The following is a 13,248-nucleotide window of genomic DNA, read 5'->3' on the forward strand; positions in this document are numbered from 1 at the left end:
TCGGCGGCTCGGCGTCGGTACGCTCGAAGAACGAGCTGTGGCATCGATCAGGAGGTTGCCATGACCGGCGGACTCGGGCCCTCGTTCGACCCGGATCGCATCGCCGCCTTTCGGGCGCGGCTGGGCAATCCCGGCACGGTGACGCCCGGTGCGGCGCCGACGCGACCGCAACCGGCGCGGCGGGCGGGTGACTTCGCCGCATTGCGGCAACTCTGGTTGCGGGCAGGCGTGCTGATCGCCGGGTTCGTGCTGCTGCTGTACGCCATCGAGGGCTTCGACGCCGTCGACAGCCGGGAACTCGACCGCGCCGGCATCGAACCGCGCGAGGCGGACGGGCTGTGGGGCGTTCTCTGGGCGCCGGTGCTGCACGGCGGCTGGGACCACCTGATGGGCAACACCGTGCCGGTGCTCGTCCTCGGTTTCCTGGTCCTGGCGGCGGGGATCGGCCGCGGGCTCGCGGCGACGGCGGTCATCTGGGTGGTCGCCGGGCTGGGCACCTGGCTCACCGGCGCCGACGGCACCGTGCACATCGGTGCCTCCTCGCTGGTCTTCGGGTGGCTGACCTTCCTCATTCTGCGCGGGTGGTTCACCCGCAGCGTCGGGCAGATCGTGCTCGGGCTCGTCGTCTTGGTGCTGTACGGCTCGCTGCTCTGGGGCGTCCTGCCCGGCCAGGACGGAATCTCTTGGCAGGGACACCTTTTCGGCGCGATCGGCGGCGTCGTCGCGGCGTGGTTGCTCGCGCCGCGCCAACGGCGTGCCGTGTCGCCGTCGGTCGCCTGAGACCGCGCGGAATCTTGTGGCGGATCCGTGATTTCGCGGGTGCTGCGTGAGCGGCCCCACGGCTGGGTACGCTCTGACAATGGACGTCGACGCCGTAGGAAGGATCGAGCGGGGATCCTTGGCGCACCACGGTGAGAGCGCAGCCCGTCGGAGATTTTGGGGGACCATTTCGTGACCGAGAATTCGTCGTGGCAGCATGAGGGCATGCGCCTTACCGTCCTCGGGTGCTCGGGCAGTGTGTCCGGCCCGGACTCCCCAGCGTCGGGATACCTGCTGACCGGCCCGGATATGAATCCGACCGTCATAGATTTCGGCCCAGGTGTGCTCGGCGCGTTGCAGCGCTACGCCGATCCCGGCGAGGTCGACGTCTTCCTGACCCACCTGCATGCGGACCACTGCCTCGACATGCCCGGTCTGCTGGTGTGGCGGCGCTACCACCCGACCCCACCGGTCGGTCGGGCCATCGTGCGCGGACCCTCGGACGCCGCGCTGCGCATCGGCAACGCCTCGGCCGAGGTCGGCGGCGAATGCGACGACTGGTCCGACGTGATCGACATGCGGCCGTGGGCCGAGAACGACCTGGTGGAGTTCGGTCCCGGACACACGGTTGTCGCGCGGCGGATGTACCACCCGCCGGAGTCCTACGGTCTGCGCATCACCACCAAGGCGGGCCGCACCTTCGTCTATACCGGCGACACCGCGATGTGCGACGCCGTGCAGGAGCTCGCGCAGGGCGCCGACGTCTTGATGTCGGAGGCTTCCTGGACCCACGATCCGGCGAATCGTCCGCCCGGCATCCACCTTTCGGGCACCGAGGCGGGTCAGATCGCGGCCCGCGCCGGCGTGAAGGAACTGCTGCTGACCCACATTCCGCCGTGGACCTCGCGCGAGGACGTCATCGCGGAGGCCAAGGCCGAGTTCACCGGCCCGGTGCACGCGGTCGCGCCGGGGGAGACCTTCGACATCTGACGGACGCCGGGGTTGCGGTCGGAACGCGTCGTGGTCGTCCACTAGGCTGGCCCCGTGTCGAGACGAGCCGATGGCAGGGCGGACGATGAACTCCGCGAGGTACGGATCACCCGTGGATTCACCACGCATCCAGCCGGTTCGGTGCTGGTGGAGTTCGGTCAGACGCGGGTGATGTGCACGGCGAGCGTCACCGAGAGTGTGCCGCCGTGGCGGCGCGATTCCGGACTCGGCTGGCTCACCGCCGAATACGCGATGCTGCCCGCGGCCACGCACACCCGCTCCGGCCGTGAGTCCGTCAAGGGCAAGGTCGGTGGGCGCACCCAGGAGATCAGCAGGCTGATCGGCCGCTCGCTACGCGCCTGCATCGACCTGGCGGCCATCGGTGAGAACACCATCGCCATCGACTGCGACGTGCTCCAGGCCGACGGCGGCACCCGGACCGCGGCCATCACCGGCGCGTACGTGGCCCTCGCCGACGCGGTGACCTGGCTCGGCGCCTCCGGTGGGCTCGCCGATCCGCAGCCCATCTCGTGCGCGATCGCCGCGGTGAGCGTCGGCGTCGTCGACGGACGGGTGCGGCTGGACCTGCCCTACGAAGAGGATTCGCGCGCCGAGGTCGACATGAACGTGGTCGCCACCGACACCGGAACCCTGGTGGAGATCCAGGGCACCGGCGAGGGCGCCACCTTCCCGCGCTCCACCCTGGACAAGCTCCTCGACGCGGCGCTGGCCGGCTGCGAGCAGCTGTTCACGGTGCAGAAGGAGGCGCTGGCGCTGCCGTACCCAGGCGTGCTGCCGGAGCCGGTCGAGACGTCGAAGAAGAAGTGATGAGTCGCCGCGTTCTGGTCGCCAGCCGCAATGCCAAGAAACTGAAGGAACTGCGCCGCATTCTGGACGAGGCGGGTGTCGCCGGGGTGGAGATCGTCGGCTTGGACGACGTGCCCGCTTACGACGAGGCGCCCGAGACCGGCGCGACATTCGAGGAGAACGCGCTGGCCAAGGCCCGTGACGGGGCCGCCGCCACCGGATTGCCCTGTGTCGCAGACGATTCCGGTATCGAGGTGGACGCGCTCAACGGCATGCCCGGCGTGCTCTCGGCTCGCTGGGCGGGCAGGCACGGCGACGACGCCGCCAACAACGCGCTGCTGCTCGCTCAGCTGACCGACGTCCCCGACGAGCGGCGCGGCGGGCGCTTCGTCTCGACCTGCGCGCTGGTGGTGCCCGGCGGGACCGAACTCGTGGTGCGCGGCGAATGGCCGGGCACGATCGCGCGGAAGCCGGTGGGAGAGGGCGGTTTCGGCTACGATCCGCTGTTCGTCCCGGACGGTGGCACGGTCTCGGCCGCCCAGCTCACACCCGCGGAGAAGGACGCCGCCTCGCACCGCGGCCGGGCACTACGCCAGTTGCTGCCCGCATTGGCCGCCCTCGCCGAGGGCTGACCCCGCGCGGGTCGGAACCCGGCGGACTCGCGCCGCGCTCACGAGGGGTGACGCCACGCGAGGTCGGCGAAACCAGCGGACTGCGCCGCCGCGTTCGCCGAGGACCGGCGCCCGCGGGAGCCGGCCTCGGGTCCCAGCGACGAGGGAACCCTGCCGGGAAGAATGCCGCGATCAGACGCCGAAGTCGGTCTTGACCTGCTTGGCGTTGGTGTGTTCGACGAAGAACGACAGCAGGGGGACGGTGCCCGCGATGAGGGTGCCGATGGTGCGGCCGAGCGGCCAGCGCACCTTGACCGCGAGGTCGGCGGTAGCGATCAGGTAGATGAAGTACACCCAGCCGTGCACGACCGCGATCCAGCTCGGCGGGTTGGCGTCGAAGCCGTACTTGGCGATCATCTCGCCGGTGAGCAGCAGCAGCCACAGGCCGGTGGTCCAGGCGAGCACCCGGTAGCGCAGCAGCGCCGAGGCGATCTTGGCGGTGTTCGCCGCCTGCGCGGGAGCGGCCTTGGGCTCGGTGGCGACGGTGGTCTCGTTCTCGCTGGCGCTCAACCGGCGCTCCTCTCGGTGTTGCGGGGGTCAAGGCCCGCCTGGCGAACCTGGTCGCCGAGCTCCTTGGAGTTCAGTGCCGCCAGGTATTTGTTGTATTCGGCGAGCACCGGGTCGTCGTCGCGCGCGGCCTTCGGGCGCTCCGGCAGGATGCCCGCCGGAATCTCACGCGGCGCGGCCTTCCGTACGGTCTCGGTCCGCTGCGGGGCGGCGCTCGGGGTGTGCTGCTCCTCGGCCTCGGTCTCCAACCGCACGAACCGGAAATAGGCGAACACCGCGAAACCCGCGAACAACGGCCACTGCAACGCGTACCCGAGGTTCTGGCCGGTTCCGCTGGACGACTCGAATCGCTCCCACTGCCACCAGCCGAGCGCCAGGCAGGCGAGGGCGGCGACGATCACCAGCACGATCAGCGCTGGACGATTGTGTGCCGAGCGGCGGGGAGAAGCGGACACGCCTACTACGGTACCCGTCTACTACAGGGTGCGTAGGAGCAGCCCTCCCCGCCTCGGACGCCTCAGAACTTGTACGTGACCCCGGTCATCCGCTCGGATTCTTCCCACAGTCGTCGCTGCAATTCGGGGTTCTTCGACAGCCTGGTCGAGGACGAGGGCTGGACCGGTCCCTGGCTGCCGAACAACCTGGTCGGACCCCAGTAGACGTCGGGATCGGGGTCGGGCATCCCGGCGGCGAACAGCGTCGAGTGCGCGGCCTTGGCCGGCGAGTGTCCGATCAGGCGGATGAACGGCTTGCTGACCTTGTCGAGCGGTGTCTCCGTCCTGGCGAACAGGTCGGTGGCCGAGACACCCGGGTGCACCGCGTACGAGCGCTTCTTCGAGCCGGACTCCGCGAGACGCCGCTGCAACTCGCGCGCGAACATCAGGTTCGACAGTTTGGCCTGCGCGTAGGCGAGATTGCGCTGGTAGCGGCGGTTCTCGTAGTTGAGGTCATCGATCCAGAGCTTCGGTGTCTGCTTGTGCGCGATGCTCGCGAGCGTGACCACCCGATCCCGGATGCGGTCGAGCAACAGCCCGGTGAGCGCGAAGTGACCGAGATGGTTGACGCCGAACTGGGTCTCGAAGCCGTCCGCGGTCCGGGAGAACGGGATGTTCATCAGACCCGCGTTGTTGACGAGCACGTCGATCTCGCCGGACTGCTTGGCGAACGCGCGCACCGAGGACAGGTCGGCGAGATCGAGCTTGGCGACCCGCACGTCACCGGGGATCGCGGCGGCCACCTCCTCGGCTTTCGCGGCATTGCGGCAGGCCATCACGACGGTCGCGCCCTTGGCGGCCAGCACCTTGGTGGTCTCCGCGCCGAGGCCGCCGTTCGCGCCGGTGATGACAAAAGTGCGCCCGGTCTGGTCCGGGAGTTCGGTAGGTTTCCACGCCATGGGCCAACCTTACTCTGGAGTAAGTTCGGAGGGAAGGAAGCGCGCGCACCCGCTGGGGAGAATATCGGCCCAGACAGTCGCGCCGGCATCGCCGCGCCGGGATTCGGTGACGTTACCCCGGCTGGGGGTTCGCTACGGTGAATACGTGACAACCACGGTGGGGAGGCAATACGGCGGGCGCGCCGTCGCCGATCGCAAGGCGGAACGGCGGCTGCGGTTCCTGGAGGCGGCGACGCGCCTCTTCGCCGAACGCGGGTACACGGAGTGCTCGCTGGCCGACGTGTGCGCCGCCGCCGGACTCTCCAAGCGGCAGTTCTACGAGGAGTTCGAGACCAGGGAAGACGTCCTCGCCGCGGCCTACGACCGCATCCAGGACGACGCGGTCGCCGCCGTGGGCAACGCACTCGCCACCCTCGACCCGCGGCTGGAGCCGAGCGCCGCGATGACCGCCGTGCTCACCGCATACCTCGGTTCGCTCGGCGCCGATCCGTACCGCGCCAAGGTGGCCTTCATCGAGGTGGTCGGGGTCAGCGATCGGATGGAGCGGCACCGGCGCGAACGCAGGCACGCCTGGGCCGCTGTGCTCGAAACGGCCGTGGTGCCACGCGTTGCGCCCGGCGGCCACATTCGCGGCGGTCCCGGTCTCGCGGCGAGCGCCCTGATCGGCGCGATCAACGGACTCACCCACGAGTGGCTGCTCTGTGATCCGCGGCCGCCGGTGTCGGCGCTGGTGGAGTTGCTGGTTCCGGTGGCGCTCGCGTTGATCGAAACTCCCTGACCACCACCGGAACTCGATCACCGCGTCACGCGAGCATGCCTTCCAGACGCCGCGCGCGGGTCGGCTGGCGCAGCTTGCCCATCGCCTTCGCCTCGAGCTGACGAACCCGCTCGCGGGACACGCCGAGCGCGGTGCCGACCTGCTCCAGCGTGCGCCCCTCGCCGCGATCCAAGCCGAAGCGAAGCAGGATCACCTCGCGTTCCCGGTCGGTGAGCGTGGCGAGCACCGTGTCCAGCTTGCCGCGCAGCATGTTCGCCGCGACGACGTCGGCCGGGTCGGGTGCGCCGTCGGGGATCAGCCCGCCGAACTCGGTCTCCCCGTCGCCGACCGGGGTGTGCAGCGAAATCGGCTCGCGCCCGTGCCGCAGCACCTCCTCGACCTGGGCCACCGGCATGTCCAGCTCCGCGGCCACCTCCGCCGCGGTGGCTTCGCGGCCCAGGTTCTGGGCGAGCGTGCGCCGGGTGCGGTTGATCCGGTTGAGCACCTCGACCACGTGCACCGGAATGCGAATGGTGCGGCCCTGATCGGCGAGGGCGCGGCCGATGGACTGGCGGATCCACCATGTGGCGTAGGTGGACAGCTTCAGCCCGAGCCGGTGATCGAACTTCTCCACCGCGCGGATCAGTCCGAAAGTGCCCTCCTGCACCAAGTCCAGCAGGGACACCCCGGTCGGCGTCGGATAGCGCTTGGCGATCGAGACCACGAGGCGCAGGTTCGCCCGGATCATGTGGTCCTTGGCGCAGAGCCCGTCGGCGGCGGCGCGGCGCAGCTCGCGCCGCTCGGCGGGGGTGAGTTCGATTCCGGCGTCGGCGCTTTCGTCGAGACGCTGTTGCGCGAGCACGCCCGCCTCGATGCGGACGGCGAGGGCGACCTCCTCGCCGGAGGTGAGCAGCGGGGTGCGGCCGATGTTGTGCAGGTAGTCCCGCATCGGGTCTTCGGTGAGGGTGGCGGCGGTGGAGCGAGGCACGGGTGGTCCTTTCGATCGAGCGAGGAGGCGGTCCGGTGTCGGCGGCGGTTCGGAGGTGCCGGACCGTAGCGGCGGTTGGCGTGCGGCCCGCCGCGGGGGTGTGCCGGGCGGATTTCGCTCAGCGACCCGGAATGCGCAGCGGGCGGCGCGGCTTGCCCCGATGGGTCTGCGTGCGCTGGACGCCGCGGTCGTGGCGGGCGGGTCCGCCGTGGAAGAGGTTGTGCGATCCGGTGATCGGCGGCTTGCCGGTGCGGATCGGCGCGGCGCCGAGGTGTCGGCGGATCGCTGTCTCGAGGTGCGCGGTGTCGATGTCGGCCACGGTGGCTGCTCCCTGTCGGTCGGTCTGGCTGATGCGGATCGGGGCTGCGGTCTGGGGGCCGTGGGTCATGCGCAGGGGTTCTCCTTCTCGGTTCGTGCCGTCGTCTCCGGCGGCGAGGACAAACTTAGATCAGACCTAAAAATATGTCAACTACAAATTTATGACGGGATCGGATACGCTCCCGACATGACCGAACAGGGACTTCGTGCCCGCAAGAAGCAGCAGACGCGCGAGAACATCTCCCATCAGGCGACGCTGCTGTTCCTGGAGCGCGGATTCGACAAGGTGACGATCGCCGACGTCGCGGCCGCGGCCGACGTCGCCAAGATGACGGTGACCAACTACTTCCCGCGCAAGGAAGACCTCGCCCTCGATCTCGGCGAGGTCTTCGTCGACCAGCTCGCTCGCACCGTGCGCGAGCGGGAACCGGGCCGGTCCGCGCTGGCCGCACTGCGGCACGCCTATCTCACGGCGGCCGCCGAGCAGGATCCGGTGGTCGGCTTCTCCGGTCTCGAGTTCGCCAGGATGATCGCCGAGAGCCCCGCGCTGCTCGCCCGCCTGCGCGAGTTCCACGAGGAAAGGGAGGCCGCGCTCGCGCGCACGCTCGCCGCGGAAACCGGTGCGGCGCAGGACGATATCGCGCCGCGGGTGGCCGCCGCCCAGCTCGGCGGCGTGCACCGGGTGCTGTTCGAGGAGACCATGCGCCGCACTCTCGCGGGCGAATCGAACGACGAGATCGCCGCGGCGCTGACCGAGTACATCGGGGTGGCCTTCGACGCGCTGGAACCGGGGCTCGGCGAGTACGCCGTTCGCGCCGAGTAACCGCTACCAACTATCGAGCGCCGCGGTGACATCCACCGCGCAGTGCGGACCGGACCGTCGAACATCGAGCCGCGTGCCGCGGAGAATCCAGCGCGCCGAATAGCCGCCGCGCCGTGCGGACCGGGCCGCCGCGCAGCGAACGGCGGTGGGCGCTCGCGCGGCGTTCGCTGCCGTGTCGCTGGACCGCCACCTGGAGAGCGTCGGACCATACTGGCACGATGACCGGTGCAGTTGCTGTTGCCGAGGAATCCAGCAGGGAGCCGATCGGTCGCGGGCGGACCAACGTCATCTTCGCCACGATCGTGCTCGGCATGCTGATGGCCGCACTGGATCAGACCATCGTCTCCACCGCCCTGCCCACCATCGTCGCCGATCTCGGCGGCGCCGGGCACATGGCCTGGGTGGTCACCTCATATCTGCTCGCCGAGGCGGTGGCCACCGCGTTGGCGGGCAAGCTCGGCGATCTGTTCGGACGCAAACTGATCTTCCAGCTCAGCGCGCTGATCTTCATCGCGGGCTCGATGCTGTCCGGTCTGGCCAACGGCATGCTGCTGCTGATCGTCGCGCGCGGTGTCCAAGGCGTCGGCGCCGGCGGTTTGATGGTCACCGCGATGGCTCTCATCGCCGACACGATTCCGCTGCGCGAACGTGGCAAGTATCAGGGCGCGCTCGGCGCGGTGTTCGGTGTCACGACGGTGATCGGGCCGACGTTGGGCGGCCTGTTCACCGACCACGCCAGCTGGCGCTGGTGCTTCTACGTCAACGTGCCGGTCGCGATCGTCATGATCGCCATGGCCGCGCGCACCATTCCGCGCGTCAAGGCCGCGGCCAAGCCGATCATCGACTACGCGGGCATCGGCTTGGTCGCGCTTGGCGTGTCCTGCCTGATCCTGGGCCTGGAGTGGGGCGGGCAGGAATATGCATGGGGCTCTTGGCAGATCATCGGCCTGTTCGTCGCGGCGGTGCTCCTACTCGCCGCGTTCGTCGCGGTGGAGTTGCGGGCTGCCGAGCCGATGCTGCCCATGCGGTTGTTCCGCGGCAACGTCTTCACGGTGTGCTCGATCCTGAGTTTCATCGTCGGGTTCGCCATGCTCGGCTCGATGACCTACCTGCCCGCGTATCTCCAATACGTGGACGGCGTTTCGGCCACCATGTCCGGCGTGCGGACGCTTCCGCTGGTGGCCGGACTGTTCTTCACCTCGATCCTGTCCGGCCAGGTGGTCGGGCAGACCGGGCGTTACCGGTACTTCCCGATCGCGGGCACCGCCGTGATGGCGCTGGGGCTGTATCTGATGTCGACGATGGGCCGCGACACCAGCGTCTGGCAGGAATCGCTGTACATGCTGATCCTCGGTCTCGGACTCGGTCTTGCCATGCAGGTGCTGACCATCGTCGTGCAGAACACCGTGCCCTACGCCGATCTCGGCACCGCGACCTCCGGCGTCACCTTCTTCCGTACGCTCGGAAGCGCTTTCGGCACCGCCGTCTTCGGCACGCTGTACTCCAACCAGCTCACCCCGAATCTGGCAGGGGCGCTTGCCGAGGTGCGGGTGGTGACGCCCGAGGTGGCGGCGAATCCGGAGGCGTTGCGCGCGTTGCCACCGGCGCAGTCCGCGCCGATCATCGACGCCTACGCCATGACCATCGACCACGTGTTCCGCTGGGTGGTGCCGGTCGCGCTGGCCGGATTCGTGGTGGCCTGGTTCCTGAAGGAGGTGCCGTTGCGCGACAGCGCACGTGCGGGCGCTTCCGATGTGGGCGAGGGCTTTTCGGTGCCCGACAACAGCGATCGGGTGGGTCTGCTGGAGCGCGCCGTCGCGGTGACCATGCGCAAGGCGCGCGCGGAAGGGCCGGTCTTCCCAGCGATTCTGGCCGACGCGCGCAGCCCGCTCAGCCGCGGCCAAGCATGGGCGGTGGGACAGGTATACCTGCACAGCAGGATTCGCGGCGTGGCCACCCTCGGGATCATCGCGCGCGCCCACCGGGTGCCGGTCGAGGTGATCGAGCCGGTCTTCCGGAAGGTCATCGGCGCGGGTTACGTCGACGCCGACGACGGTGCCCTGTATCTGACCGAAACCGGCTCGGCCGAAGTCGATCGGGTGACGGCGGCATGGCGGCGCTGGCTCGGCGCACGCCTCGACACCGGCGACGATCGCGACCCCGCCGACCGCGCCCTCCTCGACCAGGCCCTGATGAGCGTCGCCGCAAAGCTATTGGAGGAACACCTGGACGAGGTGGAACCCGCCGGCGTCGGCTGAACTCCCCTTTCGGAATCCCGGATCCGGACGATACTTGTGCGCGAATACTCGCTTACGTATATTCGTAGGCGAGTAAGGAGGTGTCATGGCCACGAAGCGCAAGGTGAACAACCTGCTGGCGCTCGCGATCCTCTCGGTGATCATCGAACGGCCGATGCACCGCTACGAGATCGCCTCGAAGCTGCGCGAGCGCGGCAAAGACCAGGACATGGACATCAAGTGGGGTTCGCTCTACACGGTGGTCCAGAACATGGTCAAGGCCGGTTTCCTCGAACCCGTCGGGAGCGAACGCGAGGGTGCGCGCCCGGAGCGCGTCATCTACCGCATCACCGACGAAGGTCGGGCCGAAATGGCCGACTGGACAAGAGAATTGATCGCGACTCCGGTGACCGAGCACGACGCCTTCACGGCGGGTCTTTCGGTGATCGGCGCGCTGCCGCCGGACGAGGTGATCGAGCTGCTCGCCACCCGGATCGCCGCGCTGGACGCGATCATCGCCGGGATCCGCAGGGAACTGGACGGGCTCGCGGGCACGCTGCCGCGCCTGTTCGTGATCGAGACCGAATACGGGCTCGCGATGCTGGAGGCCGAGGCCGCGTGGGCCCGCTCCTGGCGCGCGGAGCTGGTCGACGGCACCTTCCCGGACCTGGCGTTGTGGCGGCAGATGCACACCGGCGGCATGGCGCCGTCCGACGTCGTCGAGATGGTGGAGAGGGGGATGCAAGCGCCCGAGTAGACAGCGCATCGGCAGCGACAGCGCCGAAGCAGACACGGCCGCCCGGCGACAACCCGGTGGCCGATACACGAGACCGGACCCGGCGGAGGTGCGGCAACACCACCGCCGAGCCCGATGAAACCGTCTCGAACCGTGCCCGCACGGAGCGCACCCGGCCACGAGGCTGGCAACCACAGGATAGCTGGGTGCGCGGTACGCGGATCGGTTCGGGGAAACCAACCCGAGGAGATACCTCATGTCCAGAATCCGTTCCGCACTCGTCATCGGCGGCGGCATCGCCGGGCCCGTCGCGGCCACCGCCCTGCTGAAGGCGGGCATCGCCGCCCGCGTCTACGAGGCCTACCCCGGCCCGTCCTACGGCATCGGAAGCGGGCTCGCGCTCGCACCGAACGGCGTCGCCGCCCTCGATGTCATCGGCGCGGGCGATCCGGTGCGCGGCATCGCCCAGCCGGTGTCCACGATGATGCTTTCGGTCGGCCGCACCCGGCACCACGTGCCCACCCTGCGCGGCGAACCGCCGCTGCAATTGGTGGACCGCGCCGAACTGCACCAGACGTTGCACGACCACGCGGTGGCCGCGGGCGTCCCCGTCGAGTTCGACAAGCGTCTGGTCGGCGTCGACGAGCACGCCGACAGTGTCACCGCGCGCTTCGCCGACGGCAGCACCGCGACCGCGGACGTGCTGATCGGCGCCGACGGCATCCGGTCGACCGTGCGCGGTCTGATCGACCCGAACGCGCCTGGCCCGCGATTCACCGGCATGCTCGGTTTCGGCGCTGCCACCGAGTGCGACGTCGAAATTCCCACCGACACCATGGTTTTCGCCTTCGGACAGAAGGCGTACTACCTGTACTGGTCGACCGGTGACGGGCGGGTCTTCTGGGGCGCCAACCTGCCGCACAAGCAGTACCTGACGCTCACCGAGGCCCGCGCCGTCCCGGCGTCGCACTGGCTGTCGATCCTGCGCGACACCTACGGCGCGGACACCCCCGGCGGCGAACTGGCCCGCAACACCACCGAGGAGCAACTGGAGATCACCGGCGGCCTGCACATCATGCCCCCGGTGCCGAACTGGTACCGCGGCCGCATGGTCCTGGTCGGCGACGCGGTGCACGCGCCGTCCAACAGTTCCGGGCAGGGCGCCTCGCTGGCCATCGAGAGCGCGGTGCAGCTGGCCAGGTGCCTGCGGGATCTGCCGGAGCCGGAGGCGGCGTTCGCGGCCTACGAGCGGCTGCGCCGCGGCCGGGTCGAGGGCGTCGCGGCGCGTGCCGCGAAGATCAACCACAGCAAAACTCCAGGTCCGGTGGGGCGCAAGATGATGAACCTGCTCATGCCGCTGATGGTGAAGACGGTGATGAACCCCGAGAAGACCATGGGTGCCGAGCAGCGCTACCGCATCGACTGGGTCGCGCCGGTCCAGTCGGAGCCGGTCCCCGCCTGAGGCCGGTCCGCACAACCGCCGGTCGCGACGCCGTTCGCGACCGGCGGTTCGCGCGTTCCCCCTTGGGTGGGGAATCGCTCACCCTCGGAGGTGCGGAGGCAGCACTGGGGTTCCTGTCGAGAAAGGCCCCGGACGGCGAGATTAGTAGTCAGCAAGAAACGCCGCCCGAATCCCGAGGAGCACCGCAATGTCGACCGAAACCATCGCACCTGCCGTTCCGACCCGGACGGGCGCGCTCGCGTCGGTCACCCACTTCGACCCGGCCGCCATCGCGGTGTCCACCCCCGACGGCGACCTCACCTACGGCGAACTGGACTCCTGGTCGAATCGGCTCGCGAGGGTGCTGCTCGACAACGGGGCCGGCCCGGGCACCACGGTCGCCATGGCGGTGGAGCCGACCATCGAGTCGGCCGTCACCCGCTGGGCCATCGCCAAGTCCGGCGCGACCCCGGTGCTCGCCGCCTCCGGACCGGCCGCGGTCGAGTCGGCCGCTCTCGGCGTCACCACCTACGCGCGGCGCGGCGAACTGACCGACGCCATCGGCTGGCTGGTGCTCGACGACCGCTCGATGCTGGTGCGCTACCTCACCGGCTCGGACGCGCCGATCACCGACGCCGAGCGCGAGCCCATGCGGCGTGCCTCCTGACGGCGCGCCGACGTCCCGCTTCGGGAAATCGTTCCCTGACATGCGGATTTCGAGTTGTCGACCAGCGTGCGCCGCTAGACTCTCCAGGGGAAGTACTCCTATGCGCACGCTGGTCGACTCATCCGCGGGAAGGCTCGTTCCCACACGAGTCGAA

General features: G+C 69.5%; 15 protein-coding genes. 10 read left to right on the plus strand and 5 right to left on the minus strand.

Features of this window, described 5'->3' with window-relative positions; all coding sequences use genetic code 11:
* Positions 1 to 60: 60 nt before the first annotated feature.
* From CRP45_RS14500 to rdgB, 4 genes are all read left to right on the plus strand, one after another.
* Positions 61 to 780: a rhomboid family intramembrane serine protease gene (locus CRP45_RS14500; protein ID WP_097245542.1), complete on the plus strand. Its 720-nt coding sequence runs from the start codon at positions 61 to 63 to the stop codon at positions 778 to 780.
* A 204-nt stretch (positions 781 to 984) separates the two neighbouring features.
* Positions 985 to 1,749, plus strand: a complete 765-nt coding sequence (locus CRP45_RS14505; RefSeq protein WP_097246069.1) for a cyclic nucleotide-degrading phosphodiesterase — start codon at positions 985 to 987, stop codon at positions 1,747 to 1,749.
* A 54-nt stretch (positions 1,750 to 1,803) separates the two neighbouring features.
* Positions 1,804 to 2,577 (plus strand): ribonuclease PH, encoded by a 774-nt coding sequence (rph, locus tag CRP45_RS14510; protein ID WP_067790707.1) that lies wholly within the window; start codon positions 1,804 to 1,806, stop codon positions 2,575 to 2,577.
* Entirely contained in the window at positions 2,577 to 3,188 is a 612-nt protein-coding gene (gene rdgB, locus CRP45_RS14515) for an RdgB/HAM1 family non-canonical purine NTP pyrophosphatase (RefSeq protein WP_097245543.1), read from the plus strand. The genes rph and rdgB overlap by 1 nt, the downstream gene beginning before the upstream one ends.
* 171 nt (positions 3,189 to 3,359) lie before the next feature.
* On the opposite strand, the gene CRP45_RS14520 is transcribed toward rdgB, so the two are convergent.
* The 3 genes from CRP45_RS14520 to CRP45_RS14530 form a co-directional block, all read right to left on the minus strand.
* Entirely contained in the window at positions 3,360 to 3,659 is a 300-nt protein-coding gene (locus CRP45_RS14520; RefSeq protein WP_245910205.1) for a DUF3817 domain-containing protein, read from the minus strand.
* Between the two features lie 74 nt (positions 3,660 to 3,733).
* Complete coding sequence (locus CRP45_RS14525) at positions 3,734 to 4,189, minus strand: transcriptional regulator (RefSeq protein WP_084483358.1); 456 nt, start codon at positions 4,187 to 4,189, stop codon at positions 3,734 to 3,736.
* Positions 4,190 to 4,251: 62 nt separating this feature from the next.
* Positions 4,252 to 5,127 (minus strand): oxidoreductase, encoded by an 876-nt coding sequence (locus CRP45_RS14530; protein WP_097245544.1) that lies wholly within the window; start codon positions 5,125 to 5,127, stop codon positions 4,252 to 4,254.
* 145 nt (positions 5,128 to 5,272) lie between these two features.
* On the opposite strand from CRP45_RS14530, the gene CRP45_RS14535 reads away from it, so the two are divergent.
* Positions 5,273 to 5,905, plus strand: a complete 633-nt coding sequence (locus tag CRP45_RS14535) for a TetR/AcrR family transcriptional regulator (protein ID WP_097245545.1) — start codon at positions 5,273 to 5,275, stop codon at positions 5,903 to 5,905.
* A gap of 25 nt (positions 5,906 to 5,930) precedes the next feature.
* On the opposite strand, the gene CRP45_RS14540 is transcribed toward CRP45_RS14535, so the two are convergent.
* Positions 5,931 to 6,872, minus strand: a complete 942-nt coding sequence (locus tag CRP45_RS14540) for a sigma-70 family RNA polymerase sigma factor (RefSeq protein WP_245910145.1) — start codon at positions 6,870 to 6,872, stop codon at positions 5,931 to 5,933.
* A 118-nt stretch (positions 6,873 to 6,990) separates the two neighbouring features.
* The gene (locus tag CRP45_RS14545; protein ID WP_067790695.1) at positions 6,991 to 7,260 is read right to left on the minus strand and encodes a hypothetical protein; all 270 of its coding nucleotides are present in this window, start codon (positions 7,258 to 7,260) and stop codon (positions 6,991 to 6,993) included.
* Between the two features lie 117 nt (positions 7,261 to 7,377).
* Here CRP45_RS14545 and CRP45_RS14550 point away from each other — a divergent pair, with 117 nt between their 5' ends.
* From CRP45_RS14550 to CRP45_RS14570, 5 genes are all read left to right on the plus strand, one after another.
* Positions 7,378 to 8,013, plus strand: coding sequence for a TetR family transcriptional regulator (locus CRP45_RS14550; protein WP_097245546.1), 636 nt, complete (start codon positions 7,378 to 7,380; stop codon positions 8,011 to 8,013).
* A 218-nt stretch (positions 8,014 to 8,231) separates the two neighbouring features.
* Positions 8,232 to 10,271 carry an MDR family MFS transporter gene (locus CRP45_RS14555; protein ID WP_097245547.1) on the plus strand — a complete coding sequence of 680 codons (2,040 nt, stop codon included), beginning with the start codon at positions 8,232 to 8,234 and terminating at the stop codon, positions 10,269 to 10,271.
* Between the two features lie 85 nt (positions 10,272 to 10,356).
* The gene (locus tag CRP45_RS14560) at positions 10,357 to 11,007 is read left to right on the plus strand and encodes a PadR family transcriptional regulator (protein WP_097245548.1); all 651 of its coding nucleotides are present in this window, start codon (positions 10,357 to 10,359) and stop codon (positions 11,005 to 11,007) included.
* Positions 11,008 to 11,242: 235 nt separating this feature from the next.
* Positions 11,243 to 12,448, plus strand: a complete 1,206-nt coding sequence (locus tag CRP45_RS14565) for an FAD-dependent oxidoreductase (RefSeq protein WP_097245549.1) — start codon at positions 11,243 to 11,245, stop codon at positions 12,446 to 12,448.
* 187 nt (positions 12,449 to 12,635) lie between these two features.
* The gene (locus CRP45_RS14570; protein ID WP_097245550.1) at positions 12,636 to 13,094 is read left to right on the plus strand and encodes an AMP-binding protein; all 459 of its coding nucleotides are present in this window, start codon (positions 12,636 to 12,638) and stop codon (positions 13,092 to 13,094) included.
* Positions 13,095 to 13,248: the final 154 nt, after the last annotated feature.

Origin of the sequence: Nocardia amikacinitolerans, from assembly GCF_900215415.1 — a bacterium.
Classification (GTDB): Bacteria; Actinomycetota; Actinomycetes; order Mycobacteriales; family Mycobacteriaceae; genus Nocardia; species Nocardia amikacinitolerans.

What these genes read in the sequence shown, in the direction of transcription:
- CRP45_RS14500 (WP_097245542.1), top strand. Translation starts at nt 61, where the DNA reads ATGACCGGCGGACTCGGGCCCTCGTTCGACCCGGATCGCATCGCCGCC.
- CRP45_RS14505 (WP_097246069.1), top strand. Translation starts at nt 985, where the DNA reads ATGCGCCTTACCGTCCTCGGGTGCTCGGGCAGTGTGTCCGGCCCGGAC.
- rdgB (WP_097245543.1), top strand. Translation starts at nt 2,577, where the DNA reads ATGAGTCGCCGCGTTCTGGTCGCCAGCCGCAATGCCAAGAAACTGAAG.
- CRP45_RS14530 (WP_097245544.1), bottom strand. Translation starts at nt 5,127, where the DNA reads ATGGCGTGGAAACCTACCGAACTCCCGGACCAGACCGGGCGCACTTTT.
- CRP45_RS14545 (WP_067790695.1), bottom strand. Translation starts at nt 7,260, where the DNA reads ATGACCCACGGCCCCCAGACCGCAGCCCCGATCCGCATCAGCCAGACC.
- CRP45_RS14550 (WP_097245546.1), top strand. Translation starts at nt 7,378, where the DNA reads ATGACCGAACAGGGACTTCGTGCCCGCAAGAAGCAGCAGACGCGCGAG.
- CRP45_RS14555 (WP_097245547.1), top strand. Translation starts at nt 8,232, where the DNA reads ATGACCGGTGCAGTTGCTGTTGCCGAGGAATCCAGCAGGGAGCCGATC.
- CRP45_RS14560 (WP_097245548.1), top strand. Translation starts at nt 10,357, where the DNA reads ATGGCCACGAAGCGCAAGGTGAACAACCTGCTGGCGCTCGCGATCCTC.
- CRP45_RS14565 (WP_097245549.1), top strand. Translation starts at nt 11,243, where the DNA reads ATGTCCAGAATCCGTTCCGCACTCGTCATCGGCGGCGGCATCGCCGGG.
- CRP45_RS14570 (WP_097245550.1), top strand. Translation starts at nt 12,636, where the DNA reads ATGTCGACCGAAACCATCGCACCTGCCGTTCCGACCCGGACGGGCGCG.